Raw genomic sequence first — 22215 nt, 5'->3', positions numbered from 1 at the left:
GGCCCCTTTCGTGGCAGGCGGGTGGACGGCGGGACGCGGGCGGACGGCCGGCTCAGGGCCCGCCCGCCAACGCCTGGGACAGGTCCTCGGCGAGGTCGTGCGGATCCTCGATGCCGACCGACAGGCGGATCAGCGAGTCGCCGATGCCCCGCCGCGCGCGGGCCTCGGGCGACAGCGGACGGTGCGTCATCAGGGCCGGGCACTCCACGAGGGAGTGCACGCCCCCGAGGCTGACACCGCAGGTGAAGAGCGTGAACCGGTCCAGCAGTCGCTCGGCGGGGCCGCCGAGGTAGTCGAAGGAGACGATCGCGCCGGGCGCGCTCATCTGGGCCTTGACGACCGCGTGCTGCGGGTGCTCAGGCAGCCCCGGATAGTGGACGGCGCCGACCGCGGGGCTCGCCCGCAGCCGCTCCACCAGGACGCGCGCGGTGGCGACCTGCCGGTGCACCCGCAGCGACAGGGTGTGCAACCCCCGGCGGACCAGGAAGCAGTCCAGCGCCCCCGGCACGTTCCCGGCCGTCGTCCGGTACGCCCGGACCGCGGCGTGCAGGTCCGCGTCGCGGTAGACGAGGGCGCCGCCCAGCACGTCCGCGTGGCCGGCGATGGACTTCGTGGTGCTGTACAGCGAGACGTCGGCGCCGAGCGCCAGCGGCTGCTGGAGCACCGGGCTGGCGAAGGTGTTGTCGACCACCACGCGGGCCCCCCGCTCGTGCGCCCGCCGGCTGACCTCGGCGACGTCCACCACGGTGAGCAGCGGGTTGGTCGGCGTCTCGATCCAGACCAGGGCGAGGTCCGGCTCCGCCAGGGCCGCCGTGATCCCCTCCGGGGTGGTCAGGTCGGCGTACCGCACCCGCACGCCCTGCCGCGCGGCCAGGTCGAACAGGCCGTCGGTGCCGGCGTACACGTCGTCGGTGCTCACCACGCACTGCCCGGGCCGCACCAGCGACAGCAGGGTCGCGGCAGCGGCCTGGCCGGAGGAGAAGACGGTGGCGAACGGGGCCCGCTCCAGCCCGGCGAGGCACTCCTCCAGCTCCTCCCGGGTGGGGTTCTCGCCCCGGCCGTAGAAGTAGCGGGGCTCGTCCTGCGCCCGGCGCTCGTAGGTGGTGGAGACGTGGATCGGGGGGACGACGTCCCCGGTGCCCGCCGGCGGCCGGCGGCCGCCGTGCACCAGTCGGGTGTCGAAGCGCATGCCGCTCACCCCTGCCCCACCGTGGCCGCCCGGAACGGGGCGAACGCCCGGACCAGCCCGGCCGGCACCCGGACCGGCTCGGTGCGCCCGTTCGGCCCGCGCATGCACGCGATCCGCTGGCGCCCCCGGGCGACCAGCAGGTCGTCGCCGCCGAGCCGCAGGTAGTCGAAGCCCAGCTCCATCTGGGTCTGGCTGAGCTCGACCAGCCGCATCCGGACCGCGAGGCGGTCGAACGGCGCCAGTTCGGCGAAGAACTCGCACTCGGCCCTGAGCGTGAACAGCTTCAGGTCGGCGCGCAGCTCGTCGAGGATCTCCGGCGCGTGCTCGTGCAGGAACATCTCCCGGCACCGGCCCTGCCAGCGCAGGTAGTTCACGTAGTACACGTTGCCGACGAGGTTCGTCTCCTCGAAGCCGACGACGTGGCGGTACTCGTAGTAGCGCGGCATGCTCACCGCCCCGCCCCGCCGAGCACGGCGACCACGGTCGGTGCCGCCGCTCCCGCGACCGCCACGACCCGGGTGGCGATCCGGACGTCGCCGGCGTCCAGCACCACCCAGCCGTCGGGGAGCGCCCCGGGCAGCAGGGTGAGCCGGCCCTCGGGGCGGCCGGCCTTCTGCAGGCACTCCTCCGCGCACCAGACCCGGGTGGCGGCCACGTCCGGCGGGTCGCCGACCTCCGCGACGAGCAGCGCCGCCACGGCGCCGTGCCGACCCACCAGGTCGCGCCGCACGTCCGCCGGGCGGGCGGCCACCGGCTCGGCGTCGCAGGCGAGCGTCCCGTCCCCGGCGACGGCGAGGTCGAGCGGCGCCGAGTGCGCCACGGAGACGGTGTACGCCAGGTCGACCTCCGGCCGTCCGTCAGGCCGGTGCCGCACCACCACGGGCTGGCCCAGCGCGCGGGAGAGCAGCGCGCCGGAGTCGCGGGGCCCGCCGCCGGGCGCGGCGGCGACGGCGATGTCGCCGGGAAACACCTCGGCGAGCCGTCGTTGCAGCAGCGGCCCCAGCAGCACGGGCGGCCAGGACCCGCGCGGCGCGTGCGGACGCACGGCGCGCAGCCGCAGGCCCATCCAGTGCTCGATCACCGCGCCGGTGGCGTCCCGGACGACGACGTCGTACACGTAGGCGGTGCCGTGCTGCTCGCGTTCCCGCGCGGTCATCGTCACGGCCTCGGTGGCCGACAGCTTGGGGCCCGCCGACCAGATCCGGTCGATGCCCTCCGGCAGCAGCGTCGCGTCCGGCACGCACACCTGGATCCCGTGCATGAACGCGTCCCGGGCGCCCGGGTCGCCGAGCACCAGCCGGCCCGGCAGGAAGGCGCTGAACCAGGAGGCGGCGTCGCTGGTGACGACCTCGGCCTCGGCGACGCGCGCCGCGACCTGCCGGTAGCCCTTGATCCGGCGGAACCGACCGGCCTGGAACAACACGTCGCCGTAGAGGTCGCGGGCCGGGTCGAGCGGTACGGCCGGCAGCTCCACCGGCGCCGGCGCCGCGGTGTACGCCGGGTAGGTCTCGTCCGGCGCGAACCGGAGCCGGGCGCGGAAGTGGTCGGCCGCGAAACCGGTCGCCGCGCTGCGCAGGACGACGTCGATGACCTGCTCCGACCGGACCAGCGCGGCGATGCGTACGGTCGTGCCGGTGTCCGGGTCGACGACCACCGGGCGGTCGAACCGGACCTCCTCGATCACGGGCACTCCCGGGTGCCGGGCCAGGGCGGTGGCCACCTGGGCCATGGCCTCCAACCCGAGCACCGCCGGGAACAGCAGGTCGCCGTCGAGCCGGTGGTCCTCGAGGTACGGATCCGTGGTGCGGGCCAGGTCGACCTCGCAGACCAGCTCGATGCAGTCGTAGCGCACCAGCGGCCGTTCGGTGAAGCGCAGCAGCGGCAGCTCCGAGCGGTGGTAGCGGAGGGTCTCCACGCCGCCGGTGCGCCCGGTGACCACCACCACCGGAGGCAGCGTGTCGTCGGCGACCACCTCGCGCAGGACCCGCAGGCCGTCGTCGGGGCTGATCGGGGTGACGCCGGAGCCGCTCAACGACTCGACCACCGACAGCCGCTCCCCCATGCCGACCCCGGACCACACCGACCACTCCAGGCAGACGGCGCGGCACCCCGGCCGCGTCGCGGCCACCTCCCGGGTCAGTTCGGCCAGCGCCTCGTTCGCCGCGGCGTAGTGCGCCTCGCCGTGCAGTCCGGCCCGCCCGATGATGCTGCCGAACGTGACCAGCAGGCGCAGGTGTGCGGGGTCGACCGCGGCGAGGACCGCCCGCAGGCCGTCGACCTTGGCGGCGAACACGCCCCGCAGGGCCGCCTCGTCCAGGTCGACGAGCGCGGCCGGGGTGTTCTGCCCGGCGCCGTGCAGCACGGCGGTCACCGGGCCCCAGTCGCCGGTCACCGCGGCGACCGCGGCGGCCACCGCGTCGGCGTCGGTGACGTCGACGCGCAGGTAGCGCAGGTCGGACGCGGCGTCCGCGAGCCGCATCAGATTGCCGGCCAGGGCCTCGTCGGCGGCGGGGTCGGACCGGCCGAGGACGGCCAACCGGGCGCCGCTCTCCCGGGCCAGCATCAACGCGGACTCGGCGGTGATGCCCTTGCCGCCGCCGGTCACCAGCAGCACGTCCGCCGGACCCAGCGGCAGCGCGTCCGGCTCGGCGCCGGACGCGGGCAGCGGGCGCAGCACGGGCACCCGGCGGCCGCCGCCCGGGTCGTACACCACCTCGGTGAAGTCCTCCGTGGCGGCCACGTCGGCGACCACCCGGTCGACGGCGGCCGGTTCGAGGGGGGTGGTCACGACGGTGGTCCGCAGCCGGTCGCCCTCCAGCCGGGCGGTCTTGGCCACCGCCCCCGCCCGCGCCGCCGGCTGCACCACCACGAGCCGCCCGCCGGGCGGTCGGCGCAGTGCCGCCTGGGCCCCGCGCACCGCGACGGCCAGGTGCTCCTCGTCGGGTTCGTCCGGCAGGCAGACCAGCACGCCGTCGCCGACGCCGCCCGCCTCCAGGGCCCGGCGCAGGGCGTCCGCGAGCGGGTGGTCGGGGTCGGCGAACACCTGCCAGCGACCGCACGGCTCCGTCGGGTCCGTCACCGGCAGCGGCTCGTCGACCAGGTCGACGACGAAGGTACGCACCCACGGCGCGACGCCGGCGACGAGGTCCGCGCGCTCGTGCGGGGCCTCGCGCTCCCGGGCCTCCAGCGCCTCGGCCATCTCCCGGACGGTGGCGGTGGCGAAGTTGGTCGGTATCGCCACCGCGGAGAGCCCCATCGCGCGGGCGGCCTCGTTGACGAGCTGGCCGACGGTGATCGAGCTCATGTGCAGGTCGTCGAGGAATCGGCTGTCGTCCCGGAGCACCTCCACCGGTAGCTCGGCGCGCTGCGCCACGAGGTGCCGCACCAGCTCCAGCGCGCCGGTGGCGGCCGGCAGCGGGGTTTCGTCGGCCCGGGCCGGAGCCGGGACCGGTTCGACCGCGGCCGGCGCCGGCCCGGCCAGCTCGGGTGCCGCCTCGCACGGGCTCGCGAAGAAGGTGCGGGCGCGGTGCGGGTCGAACGGTCGGGTCAGCCGGTCCTCGAACAGGGCCGGGTACGCGGTCGGGCCGCCGAGCACGTACACCGCGCCGACCGCGGCGAGCAGGCCGGACAGCGACTCGGCGTCGGTGTCGACCGCCAGCGCCGGCACGTCCGGCGCCTGCTCGCGGGCCAGCCCGGTGAGCACCTTGCCGGGGCCGACCTCGAGGAACAGGTCGACCTCGGCGGCGGCGCGTGCCAGCGCGGCGGCGAAGCGCACCGGAGCCTCGATCTGCCGGTGCAGGTGCTGCGGCAGGTCGGTGTCCGACGGGAGGACGGCGCCGGTCACCGTCGAGGCCACCCGGCGCAGCAGCGGCCCGAACCGGCGGGACCGCAGGCACTCGGCGAAGGCGGTGGCCGCCGGTGTCATCAGCGGCGAGTGGAAGGCGTGCGGGACGGGCAGCCGGGTGCAGCTCACCCCCGCCGTCGCGGCCCGCCGGGCCACCTCGGCCACGACGGCGTCGCCGCCGGCGACGACCGTCTGCCGGGGCCCGTTGTAGCCCGCGATCACCGCGCTGGTGCCGGCCAGCAGGGCGACGGTCTCCTCCGGCCCGGCGGTGACGCCCAGCATCGCCCCCGGCGCGGCGTGCCTGGCCATGGCCTCGCCCCGGAGCGTGACGAGTTCCCGCAGCTCGTCCTCGTCGAGGCAGCCCGCCCAGTGCAGCGTGGTGAGCTCGCCGAGGCTGTGGCCGACGACGACGGTCGCGTCGATGTCGAGCGCGGCGAGGGCGCGCAGCCCGGCCAGCGAGCCCGTGACGATCCGGGGTTGGGCGAACGCGGTCGACCCGGCCGCCTCGTCCCTGGGCGGTTCCCCGGCCGCGCGGTAGACGTCGTCCACCTCGGTGAACCGCCGGCGCAGCGCCCCGCCGCCCCAGCCCCGGCCGGAGCCCTGGCCGGGGAACAGGAAGCCGACCCGGACCGGCCGGGTGACCCGGCCGGCGAAGACGCCCCGCGCCGGGTCGACCAGTGTCCCGGCGCCCCCGGGCGCCAGGGCCCGGGCCGCCAGTCCGAGGCCGCGGTCGGCCTCCTCCGGCGACCGGGCCACGACCGCCGCCCGGTACGCGCGGCCGCGCTGGCCCCGGTGCAGGGTCGTGGCGAGGTCGCCCAACTCGGCGAAGGCCAGCCCGGCCACGACCGTCCGCAGGTCGTCCAGCCGGTCGTGCAGCTCGTCGCGGGTGTCCGCGTCGACCAGGAGCAGCTCGGCGTCCTGCACGGACCGGGCGAGCTGCTGCGTCCGCCGGTCCAGGGACCGGCGGCGGGGGCGGGTGGGGCCGTCGACGACGAGGTGGGTGTTGATGCCGCCGAAGCCCATCGCGCTGACGCCGGCCCGCTGCGCGGCGCCGGCCGGCCACGGCTCGGCCCGCCGTACGGCGCGCAGCGCGGGCCGGTCCGCGGTGAGTTCCGGGTGCGGCTCGACGCACCCGACGGTCGGCGGGACGACCTGGTGGTGCACGGCCAGCACGGCCTTGATCAGGCCGGCCACCCCGGCCGCGGCCTTGGTGTGACCGATCATCCCCTTGATGGATCCGATCGCGGCGGCGTCGGCGTCCGGATCGGCCGCCCGGCGTTCCTCGCTCAGGGCCCGCAGCTCGGTGCCGTCGCCGACGGCCGTGCCGGTGCCGTGCCCCTCGAACAGCGGCACGGTGTCCACCCCGAAACCGGCCCGCTGGTACGCGCGCCGCAGGGCCAGCCGGTAGCCGGCCGCCTCCGGCCGGGTGATGCCGCCCCGGCCGTCCGAGGAGACGCCCCACCCGGCCACCGAGGCGTAGATGCGCCGGCCCTGCGCGAGCGCGTCCCGCTCCCGCATGAGCACCACCATGCCGCAGCCCTCGCCCGGCCAGAACCCGTTGGACCGGCGGTCGTAGACGCGCATCTCGTCGCCGGCGAGCGCGCCGGTCTTGGCGAAGCCGACCATCTCGAAGGGGTCGATGGACAGGTCCACGCCGCCGGCCACCGCCACGTCGACGTCGAGGTCGGTCAGGCTGCGGCAGGCCGTGACCACCGACAGCAGCGAGGAGGCGCAGGCCCCGTCCACTGTGTACCCGCCGCCGTGCAGGTCGAAGTGGTTGCAGATCCGCCCGGCGATGGTGTTGGACAGGCCACCCGCGAGGCTGTCCTCGGTGATCTCGGCGAACGGCGCCTTGTAGGAGCGCTCCAGGTCGGCGAGGAAGGCCGCCACCCGGTCGTCGTCCCAGCCCTGCTCGCCGAGGGCGGCGCCCACCACGCGCCGGACGTACGGCCAGCGCAGGCGCATCATGCCGGCCCGGGTGAACTCGCCGGTGAGGGTGTTGCCGACGACCACCGCCGTCCGTTCCCGCGGCAGCCCGTCGCCCTCGGGGTACCCGGCGTCGGCGAGTGCCTGCGCGGCCATGTCGAGGGCCAGCCAGTGGGTGAGGTCGGTGGACCGGTACGTGCTCCCGCTGACCTTGAACCCGACCCGGTCGAACTCGTAGCCCTCGATGACGGCCGCGTTGCCGGCGTAGTAGCGGTCGGGGGCGGCCGGGTCCGGGGACCAGTAGTCGGCGGCCCGCATCCGCTCGTCGGGCAGGCGGCGGAACGCGCGCCGCCCGGCGAGGGCGTTCTCCCACAACTGCCCGGGGCCGACGGCGTCCGGGAAGCGGCAGGCCAGGCCGACGACGGCGATCCTGCTCATGCCCGCACCATCTCGCGGGCCACGGGTGGCACTGTGCCGTCGACGGCCCCCGGGGCGGCGGGCGTCGTGCCCCTGCCGTCGCGGGCGGCGACGCGCACCGCGTGCAGCGACCAGAGGAAGCCGCCCCGGATCAGGCAGACGATGGCGGTGGCGAAGAAGAGGCCGTAGACGATGGACGCGCCGGTGAGGACGCCGTACACCAGGGCCACCCCGCCGCCGAAGGCGAACTGGGACAGCGGCCGCGACGGGGTCGTTCCCGGGTCGGTGATCATGTAGTTGGTGAACAGGACGAACGCCACCCCGGTCATGGTGGCCAGCGCCGACGGGATGGAGGTGTCCAGCACGAGCCCCCGCACCACCGACTGGAGCACGAAGACGCCCAGCCAGCCGGCGATCAGCCACATCCGGCCGGTGAGCTTCGCGTTGAGCATGGTGCCGAAGACGACGATGACCGCGGGGACGATCCAGTCCGCGGGGCCCTCCAGGTATTCGGTGAACTGGTACGGCGGGGAGATCGAGATCCACGGGAAGAGCAGCAGCACCACGGCGATGCCGAAGTTGGACGGGTTCATGAAGTGCCGCAGCCGGCCGTTGACCGGCACCCGCAGCAGCCACTTCCCGCTGATCGCCACGGCCACCGCGAAGATCATCACCGGCAGGCGGTCGTTGACGTACAGCAGCATGTTCACCGCGAGGGCGGTGATGTGCGCGGGGTAGAGGAACTCGACCAGGCCGCGCAGGCCGTTGCCGCGGAACCGGGGCGGGCGCTGCTCGGCCCGCGCGCCGATGATCTCCAGCCCGAGCTCGACGGTGTAGCCGGTGGCGAGCGCGATCAGCGGCCACGCCCAGGCCTGCTCGAAGCCGAGGACGGTGTAGCCGGCGATGTTGAGGATGGTGATGGAGATGGCGAACCTGCGCAGCGCGGTGATCCGCGGGTCCTTCGCCGGCTTCTGCGTCATCGCGAGACCTCCCGAGCCTGCGAACCGAGGGTGAGGGTGTGTCGACCGGCGGTGAGCGACAGCTCCTGCTCGTGCGGGACGCCGGACCGGTCCCGCCAGGTGAGGTGGACCGACACCGGGCCGGTCACGTCGCCGAGACCGAGCGACACCTCGTTGCTGCGCCGGCCCGAGTGGCCGCTGCCGCCGTCGACCCGGTCGATGAGCACCCGGCCGTCCGGCGTGGTCACCCGGACCTGCGCGCCGACGACCGGCGACCCCGCCCCGGCGAGGGGGCCGACGGCCGGCGCCTGCTCGTGCAGCAGCCGCAGGGTGAGGAAGGACCCGGTGTCCGGGCTGTCGTTGCGGTAGAAGACCGGCGCGTCCCACTGCCGGGCGACGGCGAAGTCGAGCCGGCCGTCGCCGTCGGCGTCGCCGGTCGCGATGCCCCGGCTGGGCACCCGGTCGGCCAGGCCCAGTTCATGGCTGAGGTCCTCGTAGCGGCCGTCGGCGCCCCGGACGTGGAAGGCCAGGTGCTGGCCCCCGGCGATGTCGTCGCCCTGCTCGACCCTGGGCCACCAGCGGGGGTTGGACAGCAGGTCGTCGTTGGCGGTGGCCGCCTCCTGCAACTGCGCCCAGCGGTTGACCTCGCCCTTGACGAAGCCGGCGGTCTGCACGATGGCCGGTTCGCCGCGGTTGGTGAAGTCGCCGAACTTGACGTCCCAGCTCCACCCGCTCCAGGCCAGGCCCAGCTCGGCGCTCCGGTCGTGCCACGGTGCCTCGCCGGCCCGCAACGCGGCGCGCAGCGCACCGGTGTCGGCGGCGGTGTTGACGAACGCGAAGTTGCTCTCCTGGATGCCGAACGAGGTGGTGATGTTGCCGACGTACAGGTCGAACATGCCGTCGCCGTCGATGTCACCGAAGTCCACGCCCATGCCCTTGAACGAGTCGTGGCCGAGCCGCTTGGACTTGGGGGTCAGGCCGGGCAGCCCGGGGCTCTCGACCAGCGCGAAGTCGATCCGCCCCCGCTCCGACCGGTTGTGCAGCAGCCGGTCCGGCCCGAAGTCGTTGGCCACGTACAGCTCGGGCAGCTGGTCGCCGTCGAGGTCGTTGGCGGCGACGGCCAGGGTCCAGCCCCGGGAGACCTTGGTGTCGAAGACGTCCGGGACCTCGGCGAAGGAGACGCTCGGCGTGGCGCCGGCGGTGGCGCCGGTCCACCGGAACACGTGGTCCTCGCCGCCGTTGAGGCCGTTGGACATGGACCGGTTCATCGCCACCCCGCCGTGCACGGTGTCGTCGAGGACGGCGCTGTCGGGGAAGTAGTTGCCGATGTAGACGTCGAGCTGCCCGTCGCCGTCGAAGTCGGCCAGCGTGGCGGCGTTCGTGTTCCACTTCGGCCCGTCGTACCGGCTCCCGCCGGTCGCCGCGCCCGGCACCAGCTCGACCGGGTGGTAGGCGTCCCGGGACAGCCCGGTCGCGTCGGCCCGGGCGAGGAAGACCACCGGGGTCCGGCCCCACCAGTACACGAGCAGGTCGGTGCGGCCGTCGGCGTTGAGGTCGCCGGGCAGGCAGCCCATCGGGGCGATGTACGGGTTCGTCGGCAGCGGCGCCGGGTCCAGCACGAACGGCTGGTAACGCTCGGCGCCGGCGGTCGGGGCCGGGGTCACCACGACGCGGTCGACGCGCGGGTCGGTGACGCACATGTCGTTGGCCAGCCCGTCGCCGTCCAGGTCGTTCATCGCGACGCCGGCGCCGACGGAGGAGATCCACGCCGCCAGGTGCTGGTACGCGCCGTTGACCCGGCGGATCGACTGCTGCGGCAGCCCGCCCGGCATCGGCAGCGACATCGGCGTGAACCGGTACGGCTGGGCCATGGCACGCCGCTCGTCGGCGTTCGCCTCCGGCTGCCGGACCAGCACGTACATGCCGGTGAGCAGCACCAGCGCGACCAGCCCGGCGATCTGCCGGCGGAACATAGTGATGATTGCCGACAAGGGTCAGCACCTCCCCAGCGTCACGAACTGCTTGGCGATCCGCTGCCGCCACACCAGGTAGGCCGGCTCCGGCCCGTCCCGGTCGAGGTCGGCCAGCGCGGCCTGGGTGACCGCCGCCGCCTCGGCCGGTGGCGCGCCGCAGAAGACGTCGGTGGCGACCGCGGTGTGCGCGGTGGTCAGTCCGGCGCGCTCCCGGGCCTCCGCCGCGAAGGCGCTGCCCTGGGCCATCGCCGGGGCGTACGCGCCGCTGCGCTCGCGCAGCCGCCGCAGGTCCTCGGGCGGTGCCCCGCCGGCGTACGTGGCGGCCAGCGCCACCCCGCTGTACAGGTCCTCGTGCCGGTCCGGCGGGAAACCGTCGACCGTGTCGGCGATCCGGTCGGTGTCGCCGCCCTCGACGAACCACAGCGCGCGGCCGATGCCCTGGTCCACGACGCGCCCGGTCCACCGCCCGATCGGGTCGCCGGGCCAGGGCAGCACCTCGTCGCGCCGGTGCGACCGCACGTACCGCCGGGTGTGGAAGTACGCCTGGTGGAATCCGTAGCCGTCGAGGGCGAGCCAGCCCAGCAACCGGTCGGCGGGTTGGATGGCGTGCCGACGCCAGCGGGGCAGGCGGGCCATCGCCCAGCCCACCCCGACATGGACCATGTAGACGTGCCGGGCGGCCGGCCCGGCCAGGAACCGGGCGACCCGGCGGCCACCGGTCAGCCCGTCCAGGACGGCGAGGCCCATCGCCGCGCCCTCGTACGCGAACCCGCGCAGCTCCGGCTCGACGGTCTCCAGCGCCACGGCCGCCTCGTCCGGGCCGCGGGCGCCGACGGCGTGCCCGTAGCCGGTGAGGAAGTGGGCGCCGACCGACTCCAGCCGCTCACGGGTCGGCTCGTCCCGGGCGCGGAAGCCGCGGGTCGCGAAGGTGGTCTGGGCCATCCCCGGCGTCAGGACGTATTGACGAATGGTTCGCCAATTGGCGGGCATGGCGCACTCCTCCCGCAGGTGGGACGCGGTTGAATCAGACGACGGTTGACGAAATGGTTCGTCGAAATCCAGCTCCGACGGGAGCCGGAGGATCGCCGTACCGCTACGGACCCATGTTTCACGGCGTTCATCGGATCCACTTCTCCCAACTTGCTCGGCTGACCCGCCAAAGGCTCCCCCAGCCGGTTGCCGAGGCGTTCAAGAAATCGTCAAGGAGGACTACGCAGACTCCTCTGCGGTGCCCGATCCACTGCCACAGGGAGCTGATGTGAAATCGACGTCTGGCGTTGCCCGGAGCACGATGGAGCAGTCCCGGGAGGCGGCTGCGGCGCGGGCCATCGACTACATGCGCCGGCATCTGTCGGAGCCGCTGCAGCTGGCCGACCTGGCCCGGGTGGTTCCCTTCAGTCCGTTCCACTTCCACCGGCTGTTCCGTGACGTGACCACGATGACCCCGGCCCGCTTCCTCGCCGCGCTGCGGATGGCGGAGGCACGCCGGATGCTGCTGCACTCCGGCCTGACGGTGACCGCGATCAGCGGCCACGTCGGCTACACGAGCGCGGGGACCTTCACCACCCAGTTCTCCCGGCTGGTCGGCACGTCGCCGGGGCACTTCCGGCAGATGTCCCGGCTGCTGGCCGGCCGGCCCTGCCACGTCCTGGCGGGCTGGCTGCGCAACGCCGTCACGGAGGTCACCCGGCCCCGGATGGTGCTGCACGTGCCCGACAGCGAGCCCGGCGACCTGGTGCTGGTCGGCCTGCGGGCCGACGGGGAGGCCGCGGACTCGTCGACCGCGTGGGCGGTGGCGCCCGACGGCGCGCAGGTCCCGGTGGTGGCGCGCCCGGGCACGTACCAGGCCCGGGTCGTGCTGGTCCGGGGCGACAGCACGCTGACCCGGGCCCTGGTGGACGAGGAGCCCACCAGCCACCTGGTCGGCACCGCCGAGCTGGTGCTGCCCCAGGACGGCTGCGCGGCCACCCCGGTCGCCACCGCGCCGCCGCGGCCGACCGACCCGCCGGCGCTGGCCATCGGCCCGGTGTGCCGGCTCGTCGAGACGTTCACGCGGCTGTCCGGCCCGGTGGGCCGGTCGGGCCCGGCCTGGCCGGCCGGCCGCACCGCGCTGGCCGCGGCGGCCATCGCGTGACCCGGCGGCACGGACACGCGCGCGTGTCGGCGACAGGACCACGAGGTCGTGACCAGGAAGGCGGTGCCGGGCCATCATGCCGTTCCTTCCCGACCCGGGCGGACCGTCCCCGCTGAGGGTGGTCATCGCCGGTGCCGGCTACGTCGGCACCTGTCTCGCTGTCACCCTCGCCGGCCGCGGCGCCGAAGTGGTCGCCGTCGACAGCGACCCGGGCACTGTCGCGGACCTGCGGGCCGGCCGCTGCCGGCTGCCCGAACCCGGCCTGGCCGGCACCGTCCGGGACCTCGCCGCCACCGGGCGACTGACGGCCAGCTCGTCGTACGACCCGGTCGGCGCGGCGGACGTGGTGGTCGTGACGGTCGGCACGCCGACCGACGCCGGCCACGAGATGGTCACCGACCAGCTCGTGGCGGCGTGCGAGCAGATCGCCCCGCGGCTGCGCGCCGGGCAACTGGTGATCCTCAAGTCGACGGTCTCCCCCGGCACCACCCGGACCCTCGTCGCGCCCCTGCTGGAGAGCGGCGGGCTGGTGCACGAGCGCGACTTCGGGCTGGCCTTCTGCCCGGAGCGACTCGCCGAGGGGGTGGCGCTGGCGCAGGTGCGGACGCTGCCGGTGGTGGTGGGCGGGTGCGGCCCGCGCAGCGCCGCCGCGGCCGAACGGTTCTGGCGGTCCGCGCTCGGCGTGGACGTCCGGCAGGTGCCGTCGGCCGAGGCCGCCGAGGTGGTCAAGCTCGCGACCAACTGGTGGATCGACGCGAACGTGGCGATCGCCAACGAGCTCGCCCGGTACTGCGCGGTGCTGGGGGTGGACGTCCTCGACGTCATCGGCGCGGCGAACACCCTGCCCAAGGGCAGCAGCATGGTGAACCTGCTGCTGCCAGGGGTGGGTGTCGGCGGCTCCTGCCTGACGAAGGACCCGTGGATGGCGTGGCGGGACGGGCGGGACCGGGGCGTGCCCCTGCGCACGGTCGAGACCGCGCGCGCGGTCAACGACGACATGCCCCGGCACACCGCCGCCGTCATCGCCGACGAGTTGGTCAAGCTGGGGCGGGACCGGTCCGACACGACGATCGCCGTGCTCGGTGCGGCGTTCAAGAACGACACCGGGGACGTCCGCAACACTCCGGTGCGCGGGGTCGTGGCGGCGCTGCGCGACAGCGGCTTCCGGGTCCGGATCTTCGACCCGCTGGCCGACCCCGCCGAGATCGTCGCCCGGTTCGGCACCGCACCGGCGGCGAGCCTGGACGAGGCGGTGAGCGGGGCGGGCTGCCTGGCCTTCCTCGCCGGGCACCGCCAGTTCCACGAGCTCGACTTCGGCGCCCTGGCCGAGCGGGTGGACGAGCCCTGCCTGGTCTTCGACGGCCGCATGCACCTCTCGCCGGCGCGCATCCGCGAGCTGCACCGGTTCGGCTTCGCCTACCGCGGCATTGGAAGGTGAGGAACAGTGCCCAGATCCCTGGTCACCGGCGGCTTCGGCTTCGTCGGCAGTCACGTCGTCGAACGGCTGGTCCGCCGGGGCGACGAGGTCGTCGTCTTCGACCTCGCCGACCCGCCGCCCGACCTGGAGCACCCGCCGGGCGCGATCCGGCACGTTCGCGGCGACGTCCGGGACGCCGACGGGCTGGCGGCTGCCGCCACCGGGGCGGAGGAGGTCTACCACCTCGCGGCGGTCGTCGGCGTCGACCGGTACCTGAGCCGCCCGCTGGACGTGGTCGAGATCAACGTGGACGGCACCCGCAACGCGCTGCGCGCCGCGCTGCGCGCCGGCGCCCGGGTCGTGGTGTCCAGCACGAGCGAGGTGTACGGGCGCAATCCGCGGGTGCCGTGGCGGGAGGACGACGACCGGGTGCTCGGCAGCACGGCGACGGACCGGTGGTCGTACTCGACGAGCAAGGCGGCGGCCGAGCACCTGGCGTTCGCGTTCCACCGGCAGGAGGGCCTGCCGGTGACGGTCCTGCGGTACTTCAACGTCTACGGCCCGCGCCAGCGCCCGGCCTACGTCCTGAGCCGCACCGTCGCCCGCCTGCTGCGGGGCGTTCCGCCCGTGGTGTACGACGACGGCCGCCAGACGCGGTGCTTCACCTGGATCGACGAGGCGGCCGAGGCGACCCTGCTGGCCGCCGCCCACCCGCGCGCCGTCGGCGAGTGTTTCAACATCGGCAGCAGCGTGGAGACCACCGTCGCCGAGGCGATCCGGCTGGCCGGCACGGTGGCCGGGGTGCCGGTGGCGGCCCAGACCGCGGACACCGGAGCCGGGCTCGGCTCCCGCTACCAGGACATCCCCCGCCGCGTGCCGGACTGCGGCAAGGCCGCCGCGCTGCTGGACTGGCGGGCCCGCGTACCGCTGGTGACCGGCCTGCGCCGGACCGTCGAGTGGGCCCGCCGCAACCCGTGGTGGACCGCCCAGGCCGACGACGGACTGGTCGTCAGGTAGGTCGGGCCGGTGCGTCGACCCGCGCCGATCCGGCCAGGCACGAAAAGGGAACCGGGACACATTCCGACGAATCCGTGAACGGTTCACGAGATCGCCGACGACCGTTCGGTTCCAGCATTTTCCGACAAACTGACAAATAGATCATTGTGAACGGCAGACTGCCCCGGCCGCGATGCCGCAGCTAGCGTCCTGCCGGCTATATGGAGAGCCCGGAAAGATCGACTGTCGTCGAGCCGCTCGACCCGGGTGGTCAGCCGTTTGACGGGGTGCCGGATCCGCCGGTGCGCGTCGCCACGAATAGGCCCCGGCCGGTCAACCAGCCCTCGACGTACGTGGACTCGCAGCCGGCCGCCGCGAACGCCGAGTCGTACTCCTCGCGGGTGAACATGGTGAGCAGGCCGACCTGGCTGAACTCCCGGATCCCGGCGGCGTCGCCGACGAGCCAGCGCTCCTCCATCCGCGTCACCCGCCCCTGCCGGGTGGACCGCGACACCCGCGCCACCGTGCGGCCCTCCTCGCGCACCAGGTCGCCGCCGACGTACCCGTCGATGAACCGCTCCGGGAACCACCACGGCTCGAGCACCAGCACGCCGCCCGGCGCCAGGTGGGCCGACATCGCCGCCACGGCGGCCCGCATCTCGGCCACCGTGCCGAGAAAGTTGACCGCGGTGAACAGGCAGGTCACCGCGTCGAACGTGACGCCGAGGTCGAACGCCCGCATGTCCCCGGCGTGCAGGCGCACCCCGGGCAGCCGGTGTCGGGCCAGCGCCAGCATCGCCGGGGCCAGTTCGAGCCCCTCCACGTGGGGAAAGCGGGCGGCGAGGGTCTCGAGGTGCGCACCCGTGCCGCAGCCGACGTCGAGCAGCCGGACGGCGTCGGGGCGGGCGGCCAGGATCCGGTCGGCCACGTCCGTCGCCTCGTCGTGCCAGCTCTTGCCGCGGCCGCGGTAGGCGGCCTCGTACACCTCGGCGTGCTCCGGTCCGAACATCTCTCCCCCTCGCGGCATGGCCGCCCGTCCGTCGGCGCCCCGGCGGTACCGGGGCCCGACCGGCCGAACCTGCGGCTTCTATAACCCCGGTCTGATATTGTCGTACCCGTGCACGCGTTCGACATCCTGGGCGATCCCGTCCGCCGGCGCATCATCGAGCTGCTGGCGGACGGTGAGCTGTCGGCCGGCGAGGTCGGTGCGGTCGTGCAGCGCGAGTTCGGCATCTCCCAGCCCGGCGTCTCCCAGCACCTGCGCGTGCTGCGGGAGAACGGCTTCGCCACCGTCCGCCCACAGGGCACCCGACGGCTCTACGCGGTCGACCCCGCCCCCCTGCAGGAGCTCGATCGGTGGCTGGAGCGCTACCGGCGCTTCTGGAACCAGCGCCTCGACGCCCTGGGCACCGAGATCGCGCGCGGTCGCGCGCGGTCGCCCGAGGACCGCACCGGCCGGTCCGCCGGGCGCCGGCCGCGCCCCCGGGCCGCCGACGAGGAGTGAGCGGTACGGGTGGCCGCGCGCGGCACGGCCGGGGCACGGGCCAATGGCCGCGAGGGGACACACCCGTCGGCGTGCCGCCGGCGCGCCGGCCATCCGCCCAGCGGGCGCGATGAGCCGAGGCGAGCGCCCCGGGGTCGCCCCCGCCGCCGTCACCGCCCCCGGCGGGCGCCGACCGGGGCCGACGGGCGTCGGCCCCGGCGGCGGGCCAGCGGTCAGCCGGCGCTCCGGGCGGCGAAGTCCGGCAGCAGGCGGACGACCTCGTCGGGGCCCGGCATGGCGGCGATCTCGGCCGCCACGGCCCGAGCCCCCTTCCGGTAGCTCTCGTCGGTCAGCAGGCGCTTCGCGACGCTCGCCACCGTGTCGGGGCTGATGTCGTCGGTCACCAGGTGGTCGCCGGCGCCGGCCTGCGCCACCGCCTGGGCGTTGGCGAACGAGTCCCCCGCCCACGGGAAGGACAGCTGCGGCACGCCGACCCCGAAGGCGCCGAGAGTGGTGCCGCTGCCTCCGTGGTGCACCACCAGGTCGACGTGGGGCAGCAGGGCCGCCTGCGGCACCCACGACTCCAGCCGCACGTTGGCCGGCACGTCGCCCAGGCCGCTGACGTCGAGGGACGGGCCGCTGGCGACCAGGACGTCGGCGTCGAGGCCGGCGAGCCCGTCAATCGCCGCCCGCAGCACCTCGACGGTGCCGCCGCTGGCCGTGCCGAGCGTCAGGTAGACCAGCGGGCGGGCGGTGTCGCGCGAGGACACCCAGGCCGGGAGGTCGCCCTGCTCGGTGAACGGCACCGGGCGCAGCTCGTGGCGGCGCGGACGGGCCCGGAAGTCCGGCTCCTGCAGGGACGGCGGGAAGATGTCGATGAAGGGGTTGCCGAAGCCGTCGATGCGCCCTGCGGGCAGGTCGACGCCGAGCCGCTGGGCCAGCCCGTGCACCTCCTGCTCGATGGAGCGGGTCAGCTCGTCCGGCGTGTCGCGGCCGACGCCGTGGCAGACGGCCGGGGTGCCCGCCTTGAGGGCGGCCAGACCAGCGGCGTAGTTGCTGATCCCCTGCACCACGAGGTCGGGACGCACCCGGTCGATCACCGGCTGGAGTTCGTCGAAGATGCGCTGCGGGATGACGCGCCCGAAGACGATCTGCGGCAGCTCGCTGAGCTGCTCGGGGGTCAGCCCTTCGGGGCTGTCCGTGTCGAAGCGGATCCGCAGCGCCGCCAGGAAGCCGTCGAAGACAGGCATCCCCGTGGCGACCGGGTCGAAGCCCAGCTTCCGTAGGGTGCCCGCGAAGGCCTCGCCGGTGGCGAAGGTGACTTCGTGGCCCGCCGCGCGGGCCGCCGTGGCCAGTGGCAGCAGGGGGTAGGTGTGGCCATGGGTTCCGAGACTGGAGAACAACACGTGCACCGCGATCACTCGCCTTTCCGGAGCTGAGAGGAGGCGACCTTGCACTTCAGTCATATGTAGCACGCGGTATGTCGCCCCCAGGATGGTCCACCTTGCTGAACTGGCGACCGAGCGTCCTGACAGGAGGAGGCGCATGGACTGACCTTGTTGTGTCGACAACACCCCCTCTACTACGCTTGAAACTATAAAGTGATCTAGGTAGTGGAGGCTGCGGATGGACAGCGGCGACAGCCAGGACCTGCGTGCGTTTGTGCACGACTCACCGGAGGAGACGGAGACCACCCAGCGCCTGACGAAGCTCTTGACCAACTCCCCCATCCCGACGGAGGAACTGGTCAACAACCTCCCCCTGTTCCTGCGCCGCCACCAGATGACCGACCTGCTCTCCATGGACGCGCTCTACCGTGAGGTCCTCGACGTCCCGGGCGTGATCATGGAATTCGGCGTCCGGTTCGGCCGTCACCTCGCCACCTTCGCCGCCCTGCGCGGTGTCTACGAGCCCTACAACCCGCTGCGGCGCATCGTCGGCTTCGACACCTTCACCGGCTTCCCCGACGTCAACGACGTCGACCGCGTCGGCCCGACGGCGTACGAGGGCCGTTTCGCCGTGCCAGGGGGCTATCCGGCGTACCTGAAGGAGGTGCTGGACGCCCACGAGTGCAGCGACTTCTTCGGCCACGTGACGCGGCGCAGCGTGCTCGTCGAGGGGGACGTCCGGGAGACGGTGCCGCGCTACCTCGCGGAGAACCCGCAGACCATCATCGCGATGGCGTACTTCGACCTCGACCTCTACGAGCCGACGAAGGCCGTCCTGGAGGCGATCCGGCCCTACCTCACCAAGGGCAGCATCGTCGCCTTCGACGAGCTCGACAATCCGAAGTGGCCCGGTGAGAACATCGCGATGCGGGAGGTGCTCGGGCTGGACCACGCCCCGCTGCGACTGCTGCCGGGCCGCCCGGCGCCGGCGTACCTGCGGTGGGGCGACTGACCGGCGACACCTGCCGCGGGCCCGGGACGGCGACACCCGGCGGGAACCGTGGCGCTCGCCGCGCGATTGACCGGACTACGTATAAACTATAACTTACGTTCGTGCCGACTTATGGAGGCGGATGGGCGGACCCCGTCTGACCCGCCCATCCGCCGCGCAGCGACAGTGAGGACGAGACATGACTCAGGAGAAGACCGCACCGGCCGCGAAGAGCACGACCACCAAGAGCACCGCCGCGAAGAAGCCCAAGCCCCCGAACTACGACCCGTTCGTCCGGCACAGCGTCACTGTCAAGGCCGACCGCAAGACCGCCTTCACGACGTTCCTCGAGGGTTTCCCCGAGTGGTGGCCGAACAACTTCCGCACCACCAAGGTCGGGGCCCCGCTGGGCGTCGACAAGAAGGGCGGTCGCTGGTACGAGATCGACGAGCAGGGCGAGGAGCACACCTTCGGCCTGATCCGGAAGGTTGACTCGCCGGACACGCTGGTCATCGGCTGGCGGCTCAACGGCTTCGGCCGGATCGACCCGGACAACGCGAGCGAGTTCACCGTGACCTTCGTGGCCGACGGCCAGAAGAAGACCCGGGTGGACGTCGAGCACACCCACTTCGACCGGATGGGCACCAAGCACGCCAAGCGGGTCCGCAACGGCATGGACAAGGGCTGGCCGACGATCCTCCAGTCGTTCCAGAACAAGATCGACGAAGAAGGGGCGAAGAAGTGAACGGCCCGGTGGCATCAGGTCAGGCGACGGAGCGGGCCCTCGGCCGGCGCACCATCCCGGCCGGCGAGGCCCGCAGCATCATCATCCGGCAGCGGTACGACGCGCCCGTCGACGAGGTCTGGAGCGCCTGCACCGACCCGAACCGCATCAACCGCTGGTTCATCGAGCCCAAGGGCGACCTCCGCGAGGGCGGCAACTTCGCACTGCAGGGCAACGCCAGCGGCGACATCCTGCGCTGCGAGCCGCCGCGGCGGCTCACCATCAGCTGGGTGTACGAGGGCAAGCCGGACAGCGAGGTGGAGCTGCGACTCAGCGAGGAGGGCGACGGCACCCTGCTGGAGCTCGAGCACGCGACGACCTCGGAGCAGATGCTCGTGGAGGTCGGCATCGGCTGGGAGATGGCCCTCGACTTCCTCGGCATGTTCCTCCGGGGCGACCTGCCGGGCGGCCCGGTCCCGGAGGACGCGGCCAAGGAGTTCGAGCCGAGCCCCGAGATGATGCGCATCTCGCAGGAGCGCGGCGAGGCCTGGGCCGCGCTGGTCCACTCCGGTTCGTAGCCGGGGCGGGGAGCTGCTCGACCGACCACGACGCGGCCCCGGACGGACGTGAGTCCGCCCGGGGCCGTCGTCTGTCCGCCGGCCGGTAACGGCTCCCCGGACGGCGCAAAGGCCAGGGAACGGGCCACCCGGCGCCCGGGGCACCGACCGCCCGGATGGACCCGTCGGGGTCGCCGGCCGGTAACGGCTTCCCGGGCGGCACCGATGCCTGGGGAAGGGGCCGCCTCCGCCCGGCCGGTAGCGCACGGCGGGGCCCAACGGGACGCCGCGACGGCCCCGGGCCCTGCGAGGGGAGCAGGGGCACCGGGGCCGCCGAGGAGGGGCGTCAGCGCTGCTTGCGGTTGTAGAGCCAGATGGTGGGCGGGGCGAGCACCGCGACGAGGATGACGCAGGCCAGCAGGCCGGCGCCCATCTCGCCCGAGGTCACCGTGCCGTGCATCAGCCCGCGGGTGGCGGTCGCGGCGTGGGTGACCGGGTTCAGCTTCACCACCGCCTCCAGCCAACCCGGCATCGTCTGCGACGGGGCCAGGATGTTGCTGCCGAAGAGCAGCACGAACTGCAGGAGGTTGACCACACCGGCGGCGGCGGCCGGCTGCGGGATCAGCACCGCGAACAGCATCCACAGCCAGTTGACGCTGAAGGTGAACAGTTGCAGGTAGAGCAGGGCGAGCACCACGCCGGACAGGCCACCCTCCGCCCGGAAGCCCAGCAGCAGGCCCACCGACAGCGGCACGACCGACGTCAGGGCGTACCGCACGGCGTCGCCGGCCATCGCCCCGACCAGCACGGCGGGCTGCCAGATGGGCGTGCTACGGACCCGGTCGAACATGCCGGTCGCGATGTCCCGGTTGAGCGTCAACGCGCTCATCATGCTCGACGACACCAGCGACAGGACGATCACGCCGGGGAGGAAGAACTGGAGGTATTCCCGGGGCGACCCGGCGATCGCGCCACCGAGCAGGTAGGTGAAGACCAGCGTCAGGACGATCGGGAAGACCACCGCGGTGCCCAGGTGGTCGTGCACGTAGCGGAGTTTGATCAGATTCCGCCAGGCGAACGTGCGGACGGCGAACAGCGCGCCGGGACGTGGTGGCCGTTCCGCGCCGGCCACCGACCGGCTGAAGATCTCGGCCGGCAGCGGCCGCACCTCCGTGCTGGGTGTCGTCATGCCCGTACCTCTGCTTCCTCTTCTTCGCTGGCGTCGAGCGTCGAGTGACCGGTGAGGGCGAGGAACACCGTGTCCAGCGAGGGCTGGCCGAGCGTGAAGTCGTCGACGTGGATGCCGGCCCGCGCCAGCTCACCCAGGGCCAGGGCCGCCCGGTCGGGATCGGCCACCCGCACCGACAGCCGCGCCGGATCGGCGTCGAGGTCGACGGAGGCGCCGACGGCCCCGGCGAGCAGGGTGCCCGCGTCGGCCCGGCGCTCGGGGTCACGCAGCCGGACGTCGAGCACGCCGGCGGCGCGGCTCGCCTTCAGCTCCGGCGGCGTGCCCTGGGCCACGATGCGGCCGTGGTCGATTAGCGTCAGCTCGTCGGCGAGGTGGTCCGCCTCGTCGAGGTACTGCGTGGTCAGCAGGACGGTGCCACCCTCCCGGACCAGCCCCCGGATCATCTCCCAGACCTCGTTGCGGCTGCGCGGGTCGAGGCCGGTGGTCGGCTCGTCGAGGAACAGCAGCTCGGGGGCGACCACCATGCTCGCGGCCACGTCGATGCGCCGGCGCTGACCGCCGGAGAAGGTGCTCACCAGCCGGTTGCCGACCGCGCTGAGGTCGAACGCCTCCATCAGCTGCTCCGCCCGCGCGGCCGCGGACGCGTGTCTGAGGCCCTGCAGGCGGCCGGCGAGGATCAGGTTTTGCATGCCGGTCAGGTCCTCGTCGAGGGACATGGTCTGGCCGGTGAGGCCGATGCGGCGCCGGACCTCGGCGGCCTCGCGGACCACGTCGTGCCCGAGCACGGACGCGGTGCCGGAGGTCGGTCGCAGCAGCGTGGCGAGCACCTTGATGGCCGTCGTCTTACCGGCCCCGTTCGGGCCCAGCACCCCGTGGATCGTCCCGGCCCGCACCACCAGGTCCAGTCCGTCGACCGCGCGCGTCTGCCCGAAGACCTTTACCAGCTCGCGGGTCTCGATGGCCAAGGCCGGATTGGTTGTCATGCTCACTCCTGTCGCGTCACAGGCGAACTCGGGCAGCTGGATCAC

General features: G+C 73.9%; 17 protein-coding genes. 7 read left to right on the top strand and 10 right to left on the bottom strand.

Features of this window, described 5'->3' with window-relative positions; all coding sequences use genetic code 11:
• Positions 1–52 precede the first annotated feature (52 nt).
• Genes ACGF5G_RS33265 through ACGF5G_RS33240 form a run of 6 tightly spaced genes read right to left on the bottom strand, consistent with a single transcriptional unit; the run spans position 53 to position 11298 of the window.
• Positions 53–1189 carry a trans-sulfuration enzyme family protein gene (locus tag ACGF5G_RS33265; RefSeq protein ID WP_393270361.1) on the bottom strand — a complete coding sequence of 379 codons (1137 nt, stop codon included), beginning with the start codon at positions 1187–1189 and terminating at the stop codon, positions 53–55.
• A 5-nt stretch (positions 1190–1194) separates the two neighbouring features.
• Positions 1195–1635: an acyl-CoA thioesterase gene (locus ACGF5G_RS33260; RefSeq protein ID WP_357699614.1), complete on the bottom strand. Its 441-nt coding sequence runs from the start codon at positions 1633–1635 to the stop codon at positions 1195–1197.
• Positions 1636–1637: 2 nt separating this feature from the next.
• Complete coding sequence (locus ACGF5G_RS33255) at positions 1638–7511, bottom strand: SDR family NAD(P)-dependent oxidoreductase (protein ID WP_393270384.1); 5874 nt, start codon at positions 7509–7511, stop codon at positions 1638–1640.
• Positions 7394–8356: an enediyne biosynthesis protein gene (locus tag ACGF5G_RS33250; RefSeq protein WP_393270359.1), complete on the bottom strand. Its 963-nt coding sequence runs from the start codon at positions 8354–8356 to the stop codon at positions 7394–7396. The genes ACGF5G_RS33255 and ACGF5G_RS33250 overlap by 118 nt, the downstream gene beginning before the upstream one ends.
• The gene (locus ACGF5G_RS33245) at positions 8353–10326 is read right to left on the bottom strand and encodes a CRTAC1 family protein (protein ID WP_393270356.1); all 1974 of its coding nucleotides are present in this window, start codon (positions 10324–10326) and stop codon (positions 8353–8355) included. Before ACGF5G_RS33245 ends, ACGF5G_RS33250 begins: the two co-directional genes overlap by 4 nt.
• Before the next feature lie 3 nt (positions 10327–10329).
• Entirely contained in the window at positions 10330–11298 is a 969-nt protein-coding gene (locus ACGF5G_RS33240) for a DUF1702 family protein (RefSeq protein ID WP_393270353.1), read from the bottom strand.
• Positions 11299–11599: 301 nt separating this feature from the next.
• Here ACGF5G_RS33240 and ACGF5G_RS33235 point away from each other — a divergent pair, with 301 nt between their 5' ends.
• The 3 genes from ACGF5G_RS33235 (at position 11600) to ACGF5G_RS33225 (ending at position 14876) form a co-directional block, all read left to right on the top strand.
• Positions 11600–12442, top strand: a complete 843-nt coding sequence (locus ACGF5G_RS33235) for a helix-turn-helix domain-containing protein (RefSeq protein WP_393270351.1) — start codon at positions 11600–11602, stop codon at positions 12440–12442.
• 118 nt (positions 12443–12560) lie between these two features.
• Positions 12561–13880, top strand: coding sequence for a nucleotide sugar dehydrogenase (locus ACGF5G_RS33230; protein ID WP_393270381.1), 1320 nt, complete (start codon positions 12561–12563; stop codon positions 13878–13880).
• A 6-nt stretch (positions 13881–13886) separates the two neighbouring features.
• Positions 13887–14876: an NAD-dependent epimerase/dehydratase family protein gene (locus tag ACGF5G_RS33225; RefSeq protein WP_393270348.1), complete on the top strand. Its 990-nt coding sequence runs from the start codon at positions 13887–13889 to the stop codon at positions 14874–14876.
• Between the two features lie 250 nt (positions 14877–15126).
• Here the strand turns inward: ACGF5G_RS33225 and ACGF5G_RS33220 are convergent, their stop codons facing one another.
• Complete coding sequence (locus tag ACGF5G_RS33220; protein WP_393270345.1) at positions 15127–15864, bottom strand: class I SAM-dependent methyltransferase; 738 nt, start codon at positions 15862–15864, stop codon at positions 15127–15129.
• Between the two features lie 108 nt (positions 15865–15972).
• Here ACGF5G_RS33220 and ACGF5G_RS33215 point away from each other — a divergent pair, with 108 nt between their 5' ends.
• Positions 15973–16359, top strand: coding sequence for an ArsR/SmtB family transcription factor (locus ACGF5G_RS33215; protein WP_393270342.1), 387 nt, complete (start codon positions 15973–15975; stop codon positions 16357–16359).
• A gap of 212 nt (positions 16360–16571) precedes the next feature.
• Here ACGF5G_RS33215 and ACGF5G_RS33210 read toward each other — a convergent pair whose 3' ends face one another.
• The gene (locus ACGF5G_RS33210; protein ID WP_393270339.1) at positions 16572–17759 is read right to left on the bottom strand and encodes a glycosyltransferase; all 1188 of its coding nucleotides are present in this window, start codon (positions 17757–17759) and stop codon (positions 16572–16574) included.
• A gap of 205 nt (positions 17760–17964) precedes the next feature.
• Here ACGF5G_RS33210 and ACGF5G_RS33205 point away from each other — a divergent pair, with 205 nt between their 5' ends.
• From ACGF5G_RS33205 to ACGF5G_RS33195, 3 genes are all read left to right on the top strand, one after another.
• Positions 17965–18738: a class I SAM-dependent methyltransferase gene (locus ACGF5G_RS33205; RefSeq protein WP_393270336.1), complete on the top strand. Its 774-nt coding sequence runs from the start codon at positions 17965–17967 to the stop codon at positions 18736–18738.
• A gap of 178 nt (positions 18739–18916) precedes the next feature.
• A complete protein-coding gene (locus ACGF5G_RS33200; RefSeq protein ID WP_357463010.1) occupies positions 18917–19462 on the top strand; it encodes an SRPBCC family protein in 546 nt (181 codons plus the stop codon).
• Positions 19463–19470: 8 nt separating this feature from the next.
• Entirely contained in the window at positions 19471–20019 is a 549-nt protein-coding gene (locus ACGF5G_RS33195; RefSeq protein WP_393270332.1) for an SRPBCC family protein, read from the top strand.
• 325 nt (positions 20020–20344) lie between these two features.
• On the opposite strand, the gene ACGF5G_RS33190 is transcribed toward ACGF5G_RS33195, so the two are convergent.
• Positions 20345–21187, bottom strand: a complete 843-nt coding sequence (locus ACGF5G_RS33190; RefSeq protein WP_393270329.1) for an ABC transporter permease — start codon at positions 21185–21187, stop codon at positions 20345–20347.
• Positions 21184–22170: an ATP-binding cassette domain-containing protein gene (locus tag ACGF5G_RS33185; protein WP_393270326.1), complete on the bottom strand. Its 987-nt coding sequence runs from the start codon at positions 22168–22170 to the stop codon at positions 21184–21186. The genes ACGF5G_RS33190 and ACGF5G_RS33185 overlap by 4 nt, the downstream gene beginning before the upstream one ends.
• Between the last annotated feature and the right edge of the window lie 45 nt (positions 22171–22215).

It is taken from the genome of Micromonospora sp. NPDC047730 (genome assembly GCF_043204765.1).
Taxonomy (GTDB): domain Bacteria; phylum Actinomycetota; class Actinomycetes; order Mycobacteriales; family Micromonosporaceae; genus Micromonospora.
Note: the sequence above shows the minus strand (reverse complement) of the source record. Positions and strands in the feature narration are given on the sequence as shown.